This is a genomic window from Erwinia tracheiphila, assembly GCF_021365465.1.
GTDB classification, from domain to species: Bacteria; Pseudomonadota; Gammaproteobacteria; order Enterobacterales; family Enterobacteriaceae; genus Erwinia; species Erwinia tracheiphila.
In genome coordinates this window covers 3,836,474-3,854,272 of record NZ_CP089932.1, presented here as the reverse complement: position 1 = coordinate 3,854,272, position 17,799 = coordinate 3,836,474, and the positions used below count along the sequence as shown (strand labels likewise).

Here is a 17,799-nt window from a genome sequence, read left to right as displayed (position 1 = left end):
AGCCCGGCGCAGGCCGGTGGAGGACTGTCAGAGAGTGGTATCCCCCTCCCGCCCTGAACAGCCATGCGGGCTTATAGCGATGATTATGCTGATATAAGCCCTTTTAACCCTGTTAGCGCGGCGTAGCCGCGATGTATCGGGAACTTAGTGCTGACAGCGCTTAGGGGGCTGTATCCCTAAAATTAAAGCGATTTTTTCTTGACGAAACACAGTAGCTGCATTGCCTGCTTAATACCTTCAGCCACCAGCGCGGTGCGATGGAGTGCATCTACAAATGTTCCGTTGACCAGGATGGGTGGATTAAGCGGGATGACGTGTTTGCCCCACAGATCCATGACGATTTGCAGATTACTGTGTATGCGTTCGGCGTCTGCCAGTGCAGACCGGAGGTGAGGATCCATCAGCAGAGGTTGCCGGCTGAGTGCCTGTTCCATGCGATTGAAGGCTGTGATGTAAGCCTCTTTGAATGCGGCGGCTTGCCTGCCAGTGAAACCCATCGCCAGGAATGCAAAACCATCGCGGGTAGTGTTGTAGCAGGGAAGTTTGCAGCCTGTAGCGTCGGTGTATTCACTGAGCAATCTAAGCGATAAATCTTCGCCAAAACATCTTTATGTGGCTTGCGGAAATACTCAGCGACAGCGATCAAGGTAGTAACAACTCCACCTGAAACAATGCAAAGTTCGGGTTGAGAAATAGCCGGTATGGTAGTCATAGCGAAAGCCCCTGTGGAACGGTTTTATAACCACCACAAGTTGCTGCTAAACAACTGGTGGTGACCTGAGCAGGGTTAGCAGACCGGCTTCCACAGATACCGGCGAACCTTTCGGTTCCCCTACCCAGGCCACCATTATTCATTTGTGACCGGGCATTACACAAAAAAACCGCTGCCGCGGTTGTGCGCTGTGGAAAATTTCAGGCTGCTAAACCCGGTTGCTGGATTTACAACAACACAGCGAATATAGTCCAAAATACCAGCAAGGCGCAATAGTCTGAGATAGTCGAAGCGAGAAGAAGTTACGACTTGGCCGTTAACAACGGTAATTTCAGGTTAAGCGAGAGTTAGGATAGTAGCCATGGAGTCAGCCTCGGATTCAGGAGTTAATAACGCACCACTGAGACTTCTCACGGCCATGGGTGGTGAGACGTACAGGGGTGAGAAACCGGGAATCCGAGAAACCGGCCAGCCCGAAAACTGCCCTGAACGCCCCACCATTGTGCTGATGTGGCAATGCCTGGCGCGCGCAAAAACCGCATAAGCGCGGTTATGAGCTCGAAATTGCGGGTTCTCATGCCCGACAGCGGAACTTTCCGACGCTACTGGAGTGTAGCGCCCGGAATTCAGATGATCAAGTGTTGCTTTCATTGACAACATACTATTTATGTTGCTATCGTTATCAACATTACGAAAGGAGACGTTAAAACAGTTATGCCCGCTAAATTGCTTATGAAAGAGATATTGCAGGTTACCCCGGACAGCAAGGCTGAACTTGTTATCTGGGAGGTTGATCCGGCTGTAAAAACGAGTAACCACAAATATAAATATCGGCTCGCCTACATCGTTTCGAATACCTGCGTTGTGCGCTATGACAATGAGGCGGGGAAAGGCGATCACAAACACATCGGCGACACTGAAGTTAAAACCATCTTTACGACCGTCCAGCAGCTTCTTAAGGATTTCTGGACAGACGTTAAAATTTTTCAGAGGTAACATTATGACTACTCTAAATATTTCTGTATCAAACGTTGATGAAGTTAACTCCCGCTTCTGCGCGGCATGGAATGGGGATGAATCTGCCAGGGGGCATTTTCTCTCGTTTCTGAGCTGGGATTTGCTGCATGACACTCTTTCGCCAAACCGCATGTCCATCATCAATGAAATGATCGGCGCAGGTGAAATATCGATTCGGGAGGTGGCACGGCGGGTAAACCGCGATATAAGAGCAGTGCATTCCGATGTAACTAAACTCGTCACGCAGGGTGTCATTGAAAAAACTGAAAGCGGTATCGTTTTTCCATACGACGACATCCACTTCGACTTCTCTCTCAAGCATAAAGCGGCATGAACCATGTCATCCAACGAGAGAGTGGACGACGACCGAATAGAACTCACGATTGAGTTTTCAGATGAAGTCATTGAAGCATTCCAGTCCACAGGCGAAGGCTGGCAGACACGCATGGATGCAGCACTCAAAGACTGGCTTAAGCGGCATACCCCTGCTGACGTAAAATGTATTAGTCGCGACTTGATCTGACACTGGACCTTGAAAGGTTGAGAGTTACCGGTTTTGATATGGGTGTCTAATCCTTATACAAAACACGAGGTCACCCCCATGCTTGATACTCACAATCCCATCATCAAACACAAAGCCGGCCTGCTCAATCTCGCCGAATAACCCGGTAACGTCTGAACAGCCTGCAAGAGCACGGGCGTGTCACGCGACACCTTCTACCGTTATCAGGAACTGGCTGCTGAAGGCGGCATTGACGCGCTGGTTAACCAGAACAGCCGGGGGTCCAACCTCAAGAACCGCGCCGACGAAGCCACTGAACGCGCGGTTGTTGAATATACCGTTGAGTTCCCGGCCCCCGGGCAGCACCGGACCAGTGATGAGCTGCGTAAAAAAGGCGTGTTTACCTCCGGCAGCGGCGTGCGCGCCATCTGGCAACGGCACGATCTGGAGAACTTCCGTAAACGCCTGAAGGTGCTTGAGGAAAAAGTTGCCAGAGAAGGCATCGTGCTTACCGATGCCCAAATCGCCGCGCTGGAGAAAAAGGCGCATGATGATGAGGCCAGCGGCGAAATCGAGACGGCTCATCCGGGTTATCCCGGGTCGCAGGACACCTTCTACGTTGGCAATCTGAAAGGGGTGGGCCGTATCTACCCGCAGACGTTCGTGGATACGTACTCGAAAGTGGCACACTGCAAGCGGTATACGAGTAAAACACCGATCACTGCCGCCGACCTGCTAAATGATCGCGTACTGCCGTTCTGTGAGGCTCAGGGGCTGCCGATGCTGAGAATACTGACCGACAGGGGAACGGAGTACTGTGGTAAGGTGGAGCAGCATGATTACCAGCTTTATCTGTCCATCAACGATATCGACCATACAAAAACGAAGGCGATGTCTCCGCAGACGAACGGCATCTGCGAGCGCTTCCATAAAACGATTTTGCAGGATTTTTATCAGGTTACGTTCCGCAAGAAGTGATATGGGGACCTGGAGAGCCTGCAGGCAGATCTGGACAACGGGTTGTGGCATGACAATAATGAGCGAACTCATCAGGGAAAAATGTGCTGCGGGCGAACGCCAGTGGCCACGTTACCTGATGGAAAACGGGTCTGGGCAGAAAAGGATCTGAACCGGATGTAATCTGACAGACACCTGTATAAATAAGGGTCTTCCCCAATCATGGTGGGAGGATCAGAACGTCATATCCAGCTTCCCGTAATGGAACATCACCCCCAGTTTAAATCGCTCCCGGTTTCGATAGCCTCTGGCCTTTATCCTCAGCAGCCTTATTTTGCTGTTCAGCGCTTCGGCATTACCATTTGAGACGCTGTACCGCATGGCGTTAAGTATTCCGTACAGCCTTTTTGTGATGGTTCCTGCCATATTTCTCATTACCGGCACATCGCAACTTTTCGCCAGTGCTATCCACTGCAACCAGTCTGCACGTCGTTTGTCACTCCAGGGGCGGTTCCAGATATCTTTCGCCAGCTCTTTCAGTGTCCAGCACTGGCTGGTCAGTTGCATCTGTTCTCTCAGCCATGCCAGTTTTTCCTGTCGGGGCTCTGTCATCCATTTGTCACTGTATTGCCACAGGAAGCGGGTTCCTTTTGCCTGACGGCGGCTGTCAACCGGAAGTCGGGGATGTTCGTTCTGCCGTGTCTTATCAACGATTTCACCCAGCTGTTTTGCCACATGGAAGCGGTCAAAGGCTATTTTCTCTACGGCGCCCGGAAGATGGATGCGTGCCGCTCTGATATATCCGGCATTCATATCCATTGAGAACGTTTTGACTGCCTGCAGCTGACTGTCGGTGAGGGTGCGAAGATAGCTGGCAAGACTTTCTGTTCCCCGATCATCCGTTAATGCCAGCGCTCGTCCCTCACGATCTGATATCACTGTGATGTACCGGTGCCCTTTTTTGAACGCAACTTCGTCCACATTCATATGCCGGGCTGATAGCGGCTTTTTTATTCGCGCAAGACCACGTTTAACTGCCCGGGTCATAATGCCGTCAACGGCATTCCAGCTAAGCTTAAGTTGCTTTCTTACCGCATCAACCGTGCTAATTTTCAGCCAGGAAAGGATGAATGATTCGAACAATAACGTATATCGGCTACCAGCTCCGGCCCACGGAACAGGTAACGTCTGGCATCCATGGTCTGGACACATGACCCGGGGGACATTCGCCTCAACGACAGTCATGAACTGGCAGGTATCAAGATGACGCCATTTGCGGTGGCGGTGATCGTGAACAGGGCATTGCTGCCTGCATGTCGGGCAGATTAGCAGTGAATTTTTGGCGATCCCGACAACAACGGTGACAGAGCCAGTATTTTCATCAAGGGAAAGTGATTCAACCTGCCACGGGGCGGACAGGTTGAGAATGTGGGCGTATAGCGATTTTTCATCCATATATGCAGATGAGTCCTCATATAAGCAACGTAGCTAAAGTAACGGATGTAGTTTTTTCCGCTGGAATCCCTGAGTCACTGTATTGTCATCATGAATGAGAGATGAATCGTGCGGGTAGAATGTTCTGCGGGGCATCCCAATCTCTTCACGAAATTTATTTTCTGAAAGAACTTCTTCAGAAAAAGCACCCAACCCAACAGTCCTGGCTTCTTCGAGTAAAAGTGGGGAGTGTGTTTGTAATTCTGGTTGAGAACTCTCAACTTTCAGGCGCTCTCCATTTAAATTGTGGAAAACGTGGAGAAGTTCATGGAAAACAATGCACGCATGAAAGTCTACCAGGCTAATTCCTTGTGCGCAGGGATATTCAACTGCATTCAGATTACAGTGAAAGTCGGAGCCAGTTCCTCGGGAGTTTTCAGCATCCGTATTGCAGTGTGCTATCACCCCTAACTCAGCAGAATCGAGATGTATTGCCAGTTTTTCTGATTTGAGTCGGGATGTTAATTCAATACAGTTCAAAAGAGTACGTCCAGTGTCTGTGGATTCGATCTTATCGAGAGCAGCTTCAAGATGCTTGTAGATTTTAAGGTCAGTCCCGTGGAAACAGAGTTGTTGGTTGTTTTTCACCCAGCGCACACCCGATATTTTTACAAGAGATTGAATGTCTGTGGCTGAAATTGAATTCGAAGATGAGGGTAGAGGTAACGAAGGTAATGTCAGGTTAAGGGATGTAGGGCGCATTAAGACCTCCTGAGGATAAGCGCAAGTCAAGAGGATTATACTTGATTGGCAGTGTGCGCCACCACAACAGGGGAAGACCCATAAATAACCGGTAACTGTCAGATCAGGTCTGAGCTAGTACACGTAAAAATCTGATTTTCTGCGGCGCCCTGCATGGTGCCGCTTCTCATTTTCTCCATCACTTGTCTATCCTCCTGAATCTGGCCCGGAAGATGATTAGCGGAGCTGCACACTCCCACTCATATCCTGGGCGTCAATAAACAACTTTCTGATTTTCGATATCGAGATCGACAATAATGACTATGTGGCCGCGCTGATCCCGCCAGCGACTGCCGATATCCGGGTAGTTATCCATCGTTAGCCTCGCCTCCACTCGTCGTAGATGCGCTGCAGAAGATCAGGGAATCGAGTTTCATAGAAATGAGGCTGCGTTTCCTGCGGGTTATTTGGAGAGGTGATATTTTCCCGAATCGCAGGCCGCTGGTAGTGATCGACCAGAAATATTTTTCACCGTGGCGGGTGCTTGGCCGGTTTTTACGCTCGACAATCCGCAAGCGCTCAAGGATGCGATAAGCAACAGGAGCGCTCATAGTGCTGCTGTTCAGCTTCAACAGCGTGGTGATCGCCGCTGTTAGCCTACTGGAGCCGTCAACAGCATCAGAAGGCGCATCAATGGCATATACCGGCATTAGCGCTGGCAGCCCCGCCAGCTCCTGCAATGCCCCCAAGCGTGATGACTGAGAGAGATTAAGAAGCCTGGTAGCAGACTCCACGATTAACAAACCAGCCTGAATCTGGTCACTCTTATTTGCCGGGATTTGCGGAACAGGCACGTTGGCCTGCTCGAGCGCGGTCATGCGATCGAACACTTTTGTCTGCAGCTCGTAGCTGTAGCTCATTGCCATCAGGCAGGCTTCACGTTTCGTCAGGTAATAGCAGGGTAAGGTACGCCCGGAGCCGTCGATACACTCACCCAAAACTTTAGGCACCTTTGCCAGGAATTGATCATGGCGGAGCTTGGAGTGCCCTTTGCTCGGAAATACAGTTCCGGCGGCGATCGCTTTCGACTCACGCTCAGCGTTGATATAGTCCACCAGCTCCAGGCTGGTCATAATGATCCCGGTTGCGGGTAAATTATTCATTTGTCGCCTCCTGTCGCTGTTGACGAAAGTCCCCCACAGCCCACTCGGTAAAGCTGTGGTTCACCGATGACCAGCCACCAAGTACTCTTACGGCATAGCAATACGTGACCTCGCCTTTGCCACCACGAACCGGCAGCGCACGGAGTTGCGAACGCTGGTAATTTGCGGTTAAATTGCTCATGCGGATTTCTCCATACACAATGATTTATTCGCTACGGTGCCCGGAGCTGCACACTCGCGGGCGTCACTCTTTTCTGGCACACAGAACACCCGATAAACCAACGTGGTGTGTTCCTGCAGCCTGGCAATAGCGGAATAAAGTTCATGGTTAGGAAACTGAATCATCGTTTTAAAAATTTCCTGACCATGAGCAGCAGTGTCTGTAATGCAGTAATGATGTGCCATCGGGAACGTTATGGTCATAAAATGGCATTTGCGGCGCGTTTTTAACCTGAAAGCTGTTTTTCAGACGCACTTATCCCGCAGTCTGTGCCAGAAGCCATCGTTTCCGGTCGATGTTATGCAGTCTTTCTGCCACCAACTCCGACGCGTGCCTCCCGGCCTGCGCACTGCTGAAGCGCAGTCGGTTGCCGCACAGAATGCATTTGTACGGATCCGTGCGCAGAAATTCTTTCATCAGCGCGGCGAAGCCGGGCTTCTCCGGTTTTTTCCGCGCTTCCATCTCCAGGGCTTCATACACCTTCGGCAGCAGGCTACCCCGTTTACGGTTTGATAAAAAACCGTAATAACGCACCATCTTAAAATGCTTCGCCGGGATATGGCTGATATAACGTCCGATCATATCTTCCTGCGTCAGCGTCTGCTGCCGGTACTGCTGCGTACGGTGGTCGTAATAGTGGTGCACCACCGCGCCGCCGCTGTAGTGCCTCAGCTTCGCCGCCGACACGGGGGGCCGTTTCAGGTACCGGCCCAGATATTTGACGCTCCGCCAGGCCCCCCGGGTCTTCTTCGCGAAGTGGACCTTCCAGCGGCGCCCGTACTGCGCCTGCAGATAGCGCAGCCACTGTTTTTTGTCGTGGATATGCCCCAGCCCCGGCAGCCTGCCGGGGTTAATCAGGTCATAGCTGTGGCGCAGCAGCCGGATGACGGCTCCGCGCCAGATTTCCTCCACGGCATGCTTTTTAAAGAAGAGGTCGCGCCATACGCCGTGTTTAATATCAAGCCCGCCGCGGGTGACGGAGAGATGAATGTGGGGATGCTGGTTGAGCTGGCGACCGTAGGTGTGCAGGGCGCAGAAGATACCGACTTCCACACCCTGTTTTCTGGCCCAGCGGAGCATGGCGCGGGTGGCTGCGCGGAACAGGGCATTGAGCAGAGGCCAGTTATTGTTGAAAAAGGGCCACAGCAGATGGGGCATGGTGAAGGTGATATGCTGCCAGTCGCAGTCGGGCAGAATTTGCTGTTGCTCTGTAATCCACTGCTCCGTGGCCTTATGTCCGCAGGAGCTGCAGCCTTTTGATTTACAGGTCTGGCAGAAGAAGCGGGTGTGGGTGCAGTCCGGGGAGGCGCAGCAGTATCGCTTCACCCCCATGGCAGCAGTGCCGCAGGCGAGCATGCGCTCGACGCAGAGTACGGTCCAGGGGCTGAGGGTGTCCCCGTGTTTATCCATATACCGGTTCCAGGCGTCATCAGTGGTGAACAGCAGTTTTGCCGGGCGCGGGATATACATGCGGCGGATTATCGCTCTGCAGTGGCACCGGTATTATAGTGCCAGTCGTCACAGTCATCGGCCCAGTTGTCGGTGTGTTTATCCCAGGGAGCGAAGGTCACCGGCAGCATGCCGGATTCTGTGGCGATAATAAACACATCGGCTGGCATGGACTCAAGGACGACATCGCCGTCGGGTGAGTCAGGCGGCTCAAAGCCGCGGATGATGCAGACGAGAGGCGGGTCGAAGTGTGTATCGAGGAAAAACTGTGGCCCCAGGTGGACACAGTGACGAATGGCATCCTGCGGAGTGTCGTAAAAAAACTCGTCGGGGTCGTCATAATCGCTCCGGGGCGGAATGGACACCAGAAAACGCTTAGGATATCCGGGTATAGCGCGTCGGGACGAGGGCGTGGGTTTACGCTTTCTGGGGGCTTTGCTACGGGCCATGTGAATGATTTCCTGAGAAATTAACATACCGCAGAGTATAAAGCTGTGAGCCGGTCATGAACACCCTCGGAACGGCAGAGCCGTGACGCTCGCCCTGTAAGGGCGCTATGTTCTTGGGATGTCCATTTTTTGCGATCGTCCGATGACCGAAATCGTCAATCTGATGGATATTACTGACCGGACCGGAGCTCCTTTTACCGCACGCAGCGCTGTCATTCAGCGCCGTAAGACTCTGGGTGAAAATGCAGTGCGGGAGCTTTTTGATATCACACAGCAGCACTGGAATCAGCAGGCTGCACATCCAAAATGGCACGGTCTGAATCTGTTTGCTGTCGACGGCGTGGTCTGGCGTACCGCCGATACGCCGGAAAACAGAGCCGTCTTCAGTAAACACAGCAGCCAGTACGGCGAAGGCGGCTATCCTCAGGTGCGAATGGTTTGTCTGATGGAGCTGAGCAGCCATCTGATCGCCGCCAGTGCATTCGACAGTGAAAAAGTCAGTGAAATGCGGCTGGCTGAACACCTGACGGAGAAAACCCCGAATAACAGTATCACCCTGTTCGATAAGGGATTTTATTCGATGGGTCTGCTTCATCACTGGCAGACAGCAGGAGAACACCGTCACTGGTTGTTGCCGTTGAAAAAACACGTACAGTATCAGGTGGTTCGCCGTTTGGGGCGTGGAGATGAACTGATATGCCTGAAAACCAGTCCACGAGCCAGGAAGCAATGGCCAGGGGTCCCGGAAGAAATGGTGGCAAGACTGCTGACCCGCAGGGTAGACGGTAAAGAGAGGCAGGTGCTGACGTCACTGACAGACCCGAATCGCTATCCGGGTAAAGATATCAGCGAGCTATATCGCCACCGCTGGGAAACAGAACTGGGCTACCGGGAAGCAAAGCAGGGTATGCTGGACAGCCGGTGGACATTACGCAGTCGCCTGCCGGAGCTGGTGAGACAGGAGCTATGGGGGGTACTGCTGGCTTATAACCTGGTGCGATATCAGATGGTGCAGATGGCGTTCCATCTGAAAGGAGATTACCTGCCTTACCAGCTGAGCTTCAGCTGAGCTTCAGTGGAGCGATAAGCGAAATAATCCGGATGCTGATAACCCTGCCCTGGGCTTCGCCGGGAAAAATGCCGGGAGAACTGAGAACCCTGTATGAACAGGCGAAATGGCTTGTGTTACCGGGTAGAAGAGAGCGAAGTTACCCGAGAGAGTTGAGGGTAAAGAGCAGGAAATATCCGGATAAAAAGGTTGCTGGTCACCTTAAGTGACCAGCATTAACCAGGGGGATTATGAACAGAACCCCTCGTTTGACTTTAACGTCACATTCCACCGCGAAATATTCCCAAACACCACGGCAGTAAAAGCGCTTTATCCTGATATTCACCGCATTTAATTAAGGTTTAACCATGCCAATCAAACAAACACGCTATGTCAGCATTGCGAGTGCGGTCATTGGCGCGTCTGCTGTACCGATGCGCAAACTGACGGGCCGCATATTTTCCCAAAACGCAAAAATTCCGTCCGGTGATGTGCTGGAATTCGCCAGTGGCCAGATTGATGAGTTTCTGGGGGCCAGCTCTCCCGAAGCGAATTTTGCCCGGCAATATTTCAGCTATACCAGCCCTGCGCCTGTCAATAAACCGAGAGAATTGCAGGTAGCACCCTACGTACCAACCGGTCGGGCACCGACGCTTTCGGGGGGCGATGCGGCCAGTCTGGATGAGTTGAAGGCGATCACTACCGGAACACTCACGGTGATTATCGGTAACATCCGTGAAGAACTCACCGAAATCGATCTTTCTACGGCCAGGTCCTACGCGGATGTTGCCTCGACCGTACAGCAAAAGCTAAATGCTGAATCTGAACCCGCTTTCGCTTCTGCCAGAGTGACCTTTATTGCTATCAGCGGCACGTTTGAACTCGGTGGCGGTGTGCCGGAGCGGGCAAACATCAACGTTGAGTCTTCCGCTCTTGCGGATGCGATGGGGTTATCTCGCGGACAAGCCCTGCCCGGCAATACCGCGCAAACCCCGCTGGAAGCTTTTATGGCGGCAGAGAAAATCTCGGATTCGTTCGGCAGCGCGACTTTTATCGACCCACTGACGCTCGAACAGGTCGTTGCCCTTGCTCAGTATGTGGCAGGTGAGAACGTGAAATACCAGCTACATCTGAATATTTCCGCAACGGATGCGGAGGCTTTTAGCGCGGCGTTGATAGGTACAGCGTCAACGGCGCTGAACCTGAAAACCGAGGATAATTATTATGCTCAGGCGTTACCAATGGCGGTTATGGCGGCAACGGACTATGACCGCACAAATGCCACCACCAACTATATGTTTCGTCAGTTTGGCGTGACGTTCCCGGCACAGGTAACCGCTGATCTGGATGCCGATAAGCTGGATAAATTACGCGTCAACTATTACGGCGAAACGGCGGTGGCGGGTTCACATATTGCGTTTTACCAGCGTGGTTTCCTGTGCGGGCCGGGTACTGCACCGCTGGACATGAGCGTTCATGCCAATGAGCAATGGTTAAAAGCATACATTGCACAGCAATGGTTTTCTTTATTGCTGGCGACGCGCGGCGTACCTGCAAACCGCGATGGTGAGGCCAGGGCAATGATGATTATTGCCGGAGCCGTGACCAAAGCGGTGAATAACGGCACCATTCTCCCCGGCAAAACGCTCTCGGATGTACAGAAACTCGCGGTGGCCGATGCGTCTGGTGACGATTTAGCGTGGCACGATATCCAGGACAAGGGCTACTGGTACAACGCGCAGATTGTTGAAAGTACCGGGCCATCTGGCTTGCCGGAATACGTGATGAAATACGTACTGATTTACGGTAAAGGCGACTGGGTACGTAAGGTCGAAGGCTCGCACAACCTGGTATAAGGACTAAATGATGAATGATGTATCTGCAACCGGCCTCAGCCTGTTGGTTCAGGCCAGTACAACCTTTCCGGCAGGGATACTGGTAACGGCTTTCGCCGATGATGCTGACCCGTTCGATCTGCCAGCTGTCGATATCGCCCAGACCGGTATGGATATCAACGGCAATCTGGTGTCCTGGTCAACACCAACCCCGCAGACGGTGACGATAAACGTGCTACCGGGGAGTGAAGAAGATCAGAATCTGGCGATCCTGCTGGAAGCCAACACGGCCAAACGTGGCCGCAGACACGCCGGAGATATTATTACGCTGGTGGCGTCCTACGGTGACGGCGCGACCACCACCGCGCGAAACGGGAAGATTACCAACGGCAGTCGCGGTAACTCCGCTGCCAGCGGTGGGCGTCTTAAATCAAAGGCTTATACCTTTGTGTTCCAGGACTTTGACAGTACACGCGTTCGTTAACCATCAGGCGGGAATATCCCGCCTTTTTACGATGATGCATTAGTTGAAAAGGGGTAGTTAATGAAAGTGCAGATTATTTCTGATGAAGGTGACGTACTGTTTGTATCACCTTCAACGAGGTTTGATTATCAGGCTGAAAATGAAGAGCTATATAAAGCGGTGTTATCCGAAGTGTTATGGGGTTTGTTTACACCTCAGTATCGGCCTATGGTGTTTACCGGGGAGGTCAGACAAAGTCGAGAATACTAACTACTTTCCCGATTTCAACTGGTAGGGGTAGCAGGGCTTCAATTGCTGGCAATGCCCTTTCGCCAGTAACGGGAGCGTGTTGAGTAATTGCCGGGTACCAGTATCCGTTGGTGTTGAATATTTTCTGCTCAAAACTATCGGTAACGAAATCCAGCCATTTCATATCGCAAATAAAGAAATCATCGGCAAATACTTCATATATTTTTACCGGGTTAACCGGACGTGGAGTGATAAATTTTGCAAAGGATTCTGCTTCAGCAATACTATTTGCCCCGAACAGGCATGAAAATCGGCTTGGTCTTGTAGGAAACTGCTTTTGTCGAATATCTTCACATAGCATTTCTCTTTGAACTTCAGGGTGTAGCACGATGTTTGGATCATTACTATTTATTCGTTGCATATAGTTTTCCCCAAACAGGGAAAGCCCGTTAAACGATATAAGTGTTGATAAAGGTGACAGGGAATCACTTCTGTCAGCATGATAAAAGGTGAACTTTCTTTTGGTCATCCCTAATCCTTGAATATGGTGTGCCATTTTTGGCGATTTGACGATACCAGATGAGGAAGTGCGCAGCCAGACGCTATCTGGTAACTAACTCAAGGCTGCGCTTCGGTGCGGCCTTTTTTATTGGAGTCACTATGTTGATAAAGCCGAAAGATATCGAAATTAAAGATGTTGATGGTGAGGTGCACACCTTTGTGATCAGCCGACTACCCGCCACGCTGGGGCGTGAAATCCTGGCAAAATATCCGCTGTCGAACGCACCCAAAATTGGCGACTACGAAATCAGTAAAGAAGCCATGCTGAAAATGATGGCGCACGTCGCCGTGGAGCGTGATGGCGCTGAAATTTATCTGAAAACCCAGACGCTGATTGATAACCATGTACCGGACGGTGAAGCGCTGATCCGCCTTGAACTGGAAATGCTGAGGTACAACACCAGTTTTTTCGGCAACGTCGGGAGCAAAGGTTTCCTGCCTTACCTGCTGGGCAAAATCAGCGATTCACTCCCGTCGATTATAAAAACGCTGATGGATTCTTTGCAGTCATCATCTCAGAAAAACTCGCCAGCTTCACAGAACTCAAAACATCAATAGACCTGGAAGAGGCGATGGACTTGTGGGAAATCGCTGTGACCAACCGCTATAACGAGGCGCTTGCCGCCGCAGGAAACCGATAATGTCTCTGTTAGATACCTTTGTGCAGGTGTTTGAATTCGACACCCGGCAGGCCGACGCGGCGTTTGAAAATGTTCAGCGCTCTACCGACGATATTATTGATGGTATGAAACAAGCGCAGCATGAGGCCGATAAAGCGGCAAAAAGCGTCAGTGATTTTGCCAGCGGAACGGAAACCAGTGTTGCTTCGTTAGCTCAAAAAACGCTTGGAATACTTGGCTTATTTTTGGGGGTGTCTTCTATCTTCAGTGAGTCTGTTTCACGTGCGGAAGAAGTGGAGGCGCTTGATAAGCTGGGTAAGAAGATCAATGTGGCGACGGCGGATGTGGATGCTTTTGCGGGTTCAGTTGCCGAAATTGGCGGAGCGAGGGAAAGTGCCCAGGCTGATTTGTCGGCAATGGCAAAAGCCTTCGGCGGCACAACGGACTCGATGGAAAAAATCCTCGCTACAGCAGATAAAGTGAAGGGGATGAGCTTTGACAAAGCCAAAGCGCACCTTGCAAACCTTGGGGTGACGGACGACAAAACGATTGAGTTGATGATGAAAGGCCGTCATGAGATGGAGCGCATGATGGGCCTGCAAAAAGAATACTCTGGCATTACCAAAGAGAGTATCGAACAGTCCCGGCGTTTTAACCAGGCCATGCAGGGGTTCAGGCAATCATCCGGCCTGTTAAAAAACAGCTTCCTCGAAATGGTGTTGCCTTACCTGACTAAGGGTATGGAATGGCTGAGTAAATTTGTTGGTTTTTGCCGGGAAAATAAGAACCTGATCATCGGTTTTTTCCTCGCGGTCGGTGTGGCGGTCGCAGCGTACTACGTTCCTCCGATGCTTGCCGCTGCTGCTGCCACGCTGGCGGCAACCTGGCCAATACTCGCTATTATCGCCATCATTGCGGCGCTTGCCGCAGCGTTCGCCGCAGCGTTCGCACTGGTTTACGACGACATCATGAATTTTATCGACGGCAATGATTCGATGATCGGGCGAATTCTTGATGCTTATCCTGAACTTAAACAGGTCATTATGACGCTGTGGGAGGCATTCAATACCCTGTTTGAGTACCTGAAAATCGCCGCTAAATTCGTTGCTGATGTGGTGGTGGATGCTTACAACACAATGAATAACGCTCTGAACCAGTTTATTGGCTGGTTGCTGGACTCAATAAAAAGTCTGGTTAAATGGGGGGCACAGTTCGGGGGCGTCTTCGATAACGTGGCGGATGCCGTTGTCGGCATATTTACCTGGATGTGGGAGCAGGTGCAGAAGGTGATTGGCTGGATAAGCGGCGGTCTGGATACAATCCAGAAAGGCTGGTCAAAAGTGAAGGGCTGGTTTGGTGCTGAGGATGAAAAAGAACTCACCGTAGAGCGCAAAATCAGCGCTGAGGGGGAGGTGACACACCGTATTCCCGAAGCTGAACGCCCCTCGCCACAGCAGGATACACAGAATATGGTCGAGCAGGGAAAAGCCCAGATTGCGGCGGCGAATAATCACCCCCTCAACCCCGTGACCAGCCAGGCGATCAGCAATCGTTCCAGCGTGAAGAATGAAACCACCCTGAATATTGGGGAAGTGAAGGTTGAAACCAAAGCAACCGATGCTAAAGGCATGGCGGCGGGTACGAAAGACGCATTGCAGGAGCAGTTGCAGGATCTGGGGCAGCAAACGCAAACGGGGCTGGCAATATGATCACTGACGTAAAAATCTTCGATACCGACAGTTTTACCACGCTGTTTGAAACCGCCAGCCCGATAAAAATCAATGTCCGCGACGAGCACAAAGCCACCACTTTTCAGGTCGAGTCAGGGGAAACCCGTAGCGATCATGTTGTTGTGCAGGCCGTGGAAATTGGCATGGATCTGATTTTATCCGGTGAGCTTAAAAATGCTTTTGGTCTGATGCAGCAAGCATGGGAACAGAACAAGCTGGTAGGTATCCAGACCAGAGTCAAAACCTACCAGCCCATGCTGCTGGTCAATTTCTACCACGATGAGACTGCTGAGATGGCCGATGCCATCCAGTTATCTCTGCGATTCACTGAATGGCGCAGCGTGACACCTGAATACGGTGATTTGCCACCCAAAAAAGTTCAGAAGCCATCGCAGTCCAGTACCGTTAAAAGGGGCGGCGCACAGACAAAATCGGTATCAGAAGAACGGAAGAAATCGGTTCTGGTCAGGGTATTGGGAGGATAAATACGATGCGTGAAATACCGTTAAACCCGGTGCCGAACCAGCGCCTGCAAATTACCATTGACGATAACCGCTGGGATCTGACGATCAAAGTCGCGCGAAATATGATGGTGTGTGATATTCGCCGCAATGATGAGGTTGTCATGCTGGCGACCAGGGCAACAACAGATGCGCCCTTAATACCTTATTACTATCTGGCCTCAGCCGGTAATTTTGCGTTTATCACTGAACGCGATGCTCTGCCCTGGTATGAGGAGTTTGGCAAAACGCAAAGCCTGGTATTCTGGGGGCCGGATGATTGATTTAAGGCGGATCAGGGTGGGGGTAGAAGTCAGCGGGCGTATACAGTGGTATGAGGGGCTGCGGGTGAAAGCCAGCGGCACCAAATATGCTAATCCGTTGCAGAATGAATGCACGGTCAGTATTGATGGCCTGAATGCGACCACCCGCAATATGCTGTTGACGGAAACCAGCCCTTATAACAAAAGCAAACAACCCTCCCGGCTCATACTGGAAGCCGGGCGGGTGAGTACCGGCGTATTTCGCCTTTTCGTGGGGGATATTGTCAGCGCTGAACCTTCCAGCCCGCCTGACGTGACGTTAACGCTGAAAGCAAAAACGGGTAACGGCAGCGCGCGGGATATCGTGGCAACGTCCTCCGGCGCGATGAGTAAGCTGAGTGAAATATCCGCAGGGGTTGCGCGGGACTGTGGTGTACGTCTCGACTTTCAGGCCACGGATAAAAATATTGCTAACTGGTATTTTTGCGGCTCAAAGCTGAAACAGGTCGAGCGGTTGCAGGATGGCGGCGGCGTTAAAGCCTTTATCGATGATGATGTTCTGTATGTGAAGGACGAAGCCGGGGCAGTCAAAGGGCGAATCAAAATCGTCAACCAGAATACCGGTATGGTCGGGCTACCCAAAGCCACCGAAAAAGGTCTTGATGTTACCTGGCTTATCGACGGTGAATCCAGCCTGGGCGGTACGTTACGGCTGGAGAGTAAATTTAACCCTTCTTTAGATGGTGATTACATCATCGAGCAGCTTAAGTTCGATGTCGCCTCACACGACGATCCCTTCTTTTATCAGGCCACCTGTAAACGGGCTTAACCAATGAATAAACCGAATACCGATATTGCCAGTGAATCCAGTCTGGCAGGGCAGCTTATGGGCGCTTTTCGTAACCTGATGATGAACACCGACGATATGTTACCCGCAACGGTGGTCAGTTATGACGATGCCACTAATCGCGCGGTGATTAAACCGCTGGTGATGATGGTGTCAACCGAAGGACAGAGAATCCCCCGTGCTCCGGTTCATAATATTCCTGTTTTCCGCTTTGGCGGCGGCGGATTCTTTATCCGGGTACCGCTAAAACCGGGAGATTTTGGCTGGCTGAAAGCCAATGATCGCGATATCAGTCTGATTTTTCAGCGCGGCGGTCTGGAGGATGAGCCTAATACCCACCGGCTGAAATCATTCAGTGATGCGATGTTTTTTCCAGACAGTGTTAAAGGCTGGATGGTGGATGGCAAAAATATTGATGCGCTGGTGATCCAGTCGCTGGATGGCAGCGTGTGTCTGGCGTTGCATAACGATAAGTGCGTACTGGATACGCCAGTGTTTGAAGTTAACGCCGCTGAGAGCATTTTTAACGGTAACGTGACGGTGAACGGCAACCACCAGACTAACGGCAACAGTGAGTCAAACGGCGGATTGATGCGGCATAACGGTAAAAATATTGGTGCTGATCACCAGCATGGCGGTGTTCAGCGAGGTAGTGACAACACAGGAAACCCATTATGACCCTGACTATACGAAATATCACGGAACTGGACGATGTGATTAGCACTCTCTCCATCGATGGCTATTCAGATTCGGATATAAAGGAACTGACAAAATATCTTAATGACGACCCGGATACGGTAACTGACATTGATTTTCTCATTAGCAGTAAACGGCTGGAGGTGATTCAGTGTTTGAGCCGGGATTGGATAGTCAGAAAGCTAAAGCGCCTTGCTGAGGGTGATGATGGTATGGCAGCCGTCAATGCGCTTAAAGTTTTATCTGAAATATCAGAAAGACGGTAACAAAAATACCAGGATAAATAAAATGGCACTCAGTGTTTTAGTCAATGATGCTCACGATCTCTTAACTGGCGGAGCTT

Annotated in this window: 22 protein-coding genes and 5 pseudogenes; 15 read left to right on the top strand and 12 right to left on the bottom strand. The window is 51.3% G+C overall.

The window, feature by feature from the left end; all coding sequences use genetic code 11:
• Positions 1 to 182: 182 nt before the first annotated feature.
• On the bottom strand, positions 183 to 578 hold the full coding sequence (locus LU633_RS20150) for a Rha family transcriptional regulator (RefSeq protein ID WP_052734708.1): 396 nt from the start codon (positions 576 to 578) through the stop codon (positions 183 to 185).
• Positions 579 to 1,048: 470 nt separating this feature from the next.
• On the bottom strand, positions 1,049 to 1,711 hold the full coding sequence (locus tag LU633_RS26535) for an ash family protein (RefSeq protein WP_157275230.1): 663 nt from the start codon (positions 1,709 to 1,711) through the stop codon (positions 1,049 to 1,051).
• A gap of 1 nt (position 1,712) precedes the next feature.
• Here LU633_RS26535 and LU633_RS20140 point away from each other — a divergent pair, with 1 nt between their 5' ends.
• The 3 genes and pseudogenes from LU633_RS20140 to LU633_RS20130 all read left to right on the top strand — a co-directional run bounded on the left by LU633_RS20140 (position 1,713) and on the right by LU633_RS20130 (position 3,371).
• Entirely contained in the window at positions 1,713 to 2,063 is a 351-nt protein-coding gene (locus LU633_RS20140; RefSeq protein ID WP_016191104.1) for an HVO_A0114 family putative DNA-binding protein, read from the top strand.
• 3 nt (positions 2,064 to 2,066) lie between these two features.
• A complete protein-coding gene (locus tag LU633_RS20135; protein WP_016191105.1) occupies positions 2,067 to 2,252 on the top strand; it encodes a BrnA antitoxin family protein in 186 nt (61 codons plus the stop codon).
• A 78-nt stretch (positions 2,253 to 2,330) separates the two neighbouring features.
• Positions 2,331 to 3,371, top strand: a pseudogene (locus LU633_RS20130) (IS481 family transposase).
• A gap of 51 nt (positions 3,372 to 3,422) precedes the next feature.
• On the opposite strand, the gene LU633_RS20125 reads toward LU633_RS20130, so the two are convergent.
• The 8 genes and pseudogenes from LU633_RS20125 to LU633_RS20090 form a co-directional block, all read right to left on the bottom strand.
• Positions 3,423 to 4,643 (bottom strand): ISL3 family transposase, encoded by a 1,221-nt coding sequence (locus tag LU633_RS20125; protein WP_046371929.1) that lies wholly within the window; start codon positions 4,641 to 4,643, stop codon positions 3,423 to 3,425.
• 33 nt (positions 4,644 to 4,676) lie between these two features.
• Positions 4,677 to 5,384 carry a M91 family zinc metallopeptidase gene (locus LU633_RS20120; RefSeq protein WP_046372024.1) on the bottom strand — a complete coding sequence of 236 codons (708 nt, stop codon included), beginning with the start codon at positions 5,382 to 5,384 and terminating at the stop codon, positions 4,677 to 4,679.
• Between the two features lie 178 nt (positions 5,385 to 5,562).
• Positions 5,563 to 5,607 (bottom strand): annotated as a pseudogene (locus tag LU633_RS25995) (hypothetical protein); the annotation flags it as partial.
• Positions 5,608 to 5,731: 124 nt separating this feature from the next.
• A complete protein-coding gene (locus LU633_RS20110) occupies positions 5,732 to 6,526 on the bottom strand; it encodes a hypothetical protein (protein WP_016191107.1) in 795 nt (264 codons plus the stop codon).
• Positions 6,519 to 6,707 carry a hypothetical protein gene (locus LU633_RS20105; protein ID WP_016191108.1) on the bottom strand — a complete coding sequence of 63 codons (189 nt, stop codon included), beginning with the start codon at positions 6,705 to 6,707 and terminating at the stop codon, positions 6,519 to 6,521. The genes LU633_RS20110 and LU633_RS20105 overlap by 8 nt, the downstream gene beginning before the upstream one ends.
• Positions 6,704 to 6,856: pseudogene (locus LU633_RS20100) on the bottom strand (YmfL family putative regulatory protein); the annotation flags it as partial. The gene LU633_RS20105 and the pseudogene LU633_RS20100, both read right to left, overlap by 4 nt.
• Before the next feature lie 145 nt (positions 6,857 to 7,001).
• Positions 7,002 to 8,216 (bottom strand): IS91 family transposase, encoded by a 1,215-nt coding sequence (locus tag LU633_RS20095; RefSeq protein WP_046371879.1) that lies wholly within the window; start codon positions 8,214 to 8,216, stop codon positions 7,002 to 7,004.
• Between the two features lie 8 nt (positions 8,217 to 8,224).
• Positions 8,225 to 8,560, bottom strand: coding sequence for a hypothetical protein (locus tag LU633_RS20090; protein ID WP_052734695.1), 336 nt, complete (start codon positions 8,558 to 8,560; stop codon positions 8,225 to 8,227).
• A gap of 193 nt (positions 8,561 to 8,753) precedes the next feature.
• Here LU633_RS20090 and LU633_RS20085 point away from each other — a divergent pair.
• From LU633_RS20085 to LU633_RS20070, 5 genes and pseudogenes are all read left to right on the top strand, one after another.
• Positions 8,754 to 9,922 (top strand): annotated as a pseudogene (locus LU633_RS20085) (IS4 family transposase); the annotation flags it as partial.
• 8 nt (positions 9,923 to 9,930) lie between these two features.
• Positions 9,931 to 10,047 (top strand): annotated as a pseudogene (locus LU633_RS26530) (phage gateway protein); the annotation flags it as partial.
• 13 nt (positions 10,048 to 10,060) lie between these two features.
• Positions 10,061 to 11,548, top strand: a complete 1,488-nt coding sequence (locus LU633_RS20080) for a DUF3383 domain-containing protein (protein WP_016191111.1) — start codon at positions 10,061 to 10,063, stop codon at positions 11,546 to 11,548.
• Positions 11,549 to 11,558: 10 nt separating this feature from the next.
• Positions 11,559 to 12,011, top strand: a complete 453-nt coding sequence (locus LU633_RS20075) for a phage tail fiber protein (RefSeq protein WP_016191112.1) — start codon at positions 11,559 to 11,561, stop codon at positions 12,009 to 12,011.
• Positions 12,012 to 12,071: 60 nt separating this feature from the next.
• The gene (locus LU633_RS20070) at positions 12,072 to 12,260 is read left to right on the top strand and encodes a hypothetical protein (RefSeq protein WP_016191113.1); all 189 of its coding nucleotides are present in this window, start codon (positions 12,072 to 12,074) and stop codon (positions 12,258 to 12,260) included.
• Here LU633_RS20070 and LU633_RS20065 read toward each other — a convergent pair.
• Positions 12,238 to 12,768, bottom strand: a complete 531-nt coding sequence (locus LU633_RS20065; RefSeq protein ID WP_016191114.1) for a DUF2441 domain-containing protein — start codon at positions 12,766 to 12,768, stop codon at positions 12,238 to 12,240. The two genes, LU633_RS20070 and LU633_RS20065, sit on opposite strands and share 23 nt — an antisense overlap.
• Before the next feature lie 131 nt (positions 12,769 to 12,899).
• Between LU633_RS20065 and LU633_RS20060 the strand changes: the two genes are divergently transcribed.
• The 3 genes from LU633_RS20060 to LU633_RS20050 all read left to right on the top strand — a co-directional run bounded on the left by LU633_RS20060 (position 12,900) and on the right by LU633_RS20050 (position 15,635).
• Positions 12,900 to 13,358: a hypothetical protein gene (locus tag LU633_RS20060; RefSeq protein WP_016191115.1), complete on the top strand. Its 459-nt coding sequence runs from the start codon at positions 12,900 to 12,902 to the stop codon at positions 13,356 to 13,358.
• Positions 13,359 to 13,440: 82 nt separating this feature from the next.
• A complete protein-coding gene (locus tag LU633_RS20055; protein ID WP_016191116.1) occupies positions 13,441 to 15,129 on the top strand; it encodes a hypothetical protein in 1,689 nt (562 codons plus the stop codon).
• Positions 15,126 to 15,635 carry a phage baseplate protein gene (locus tag LU633_RS20050; protein WP_016191117.1) on the top strand — a complete coding sequence of 170 codons (510 nt, stop codon included), beginning with the start codon at positions 15,126 to 15,128 and terminating at the stop codon, positions 15,633 to 15,635. The genes LU633_RS20055 and LU633_RS20050 overlap by 4 nt, the downstream gene beginning before the upstream one ends.
• Here LU633_RS20050 and LU633_RS26305 read toward each other — a convergent pair.
• Entirely contained in the window at positions 15,616 to 15,762 is a 147-nt protein-coding gene (locus LU633_RS26305; RefSeq protein WP_407646941.1) for a hypothetical protein, read from the bottom strand. The genes LU633_RS20050 and LU633_RS26305 overlap by 20 nt on opposite strands.
• On the opposite strand from LU633_RS26305, the gene LU633_RS20045 reads away from it, so the two are divergent.
• Genes LU633_RS20045 through LU633_RS20030 form a run of 4 tightly spaced genes read left to right on the top strand, consistent with a single transcriptional unit; the run spans position 15,692 to position 17,722 of the window.
• On the top strand, positions 15,692 to 15,934 hold the full coding sequence (locus LU633_RS20045) for a phage baseplate plug family protein (protein WP_407647045.1): 243 nt from the start codon (positions 15,692 to 15,694) through the stop codon (positions 15,932 to 15,934). The two genes, LU633_RS26305 and LU633_RS20045, sit on opposite strands and share 71 nt — an antisense overlap.
• Positions 15,927 to 16,742, top strand: coding sequence for a baseplate hub protein (locus LU633_RS20040; protein ID WP_016191118.1), 816 nt, complete (start codon positions 15,927 to 15,929; stop codon positions 16,740 to 16,742). The genes LU633_RS20045 and LU633_RS20040 overlap by 8 nt, the downstream gene beginning before the upstream one ends.
• Before the next feature lie 3 nt (positions 16,743 to 16,745).
• Complete coding sequence (locus LU633_RS20035; RefSeq protein ID WP_016191119.1) at positions 16,746 to 17,438, top strand: Gp138 family membrane-puncturing spike protein; 693 nt, start codon at positions 16,746 to 16,748, stop codon at positions 17,436 to 17,438.
• The gene (locus LU633_RS20030) at positions 17,435 to 17,722 is read left to right on the top strand and encodes a hypothetical protein (RefSeq protein WP_016191120.1); all 288 of its coding nucleotides are present in this window, start codon (positions 17,435 to 17,437) and stop codon (positions 17,720 to 17,722) included. The genes LU633_RS20035 and LU633_RS20030 overlap by 4 nt, the downstream gene beginning before the upstream one ends.
• Positions 17,723 to 17,799 lie beyond the last annotated feature (77 nt).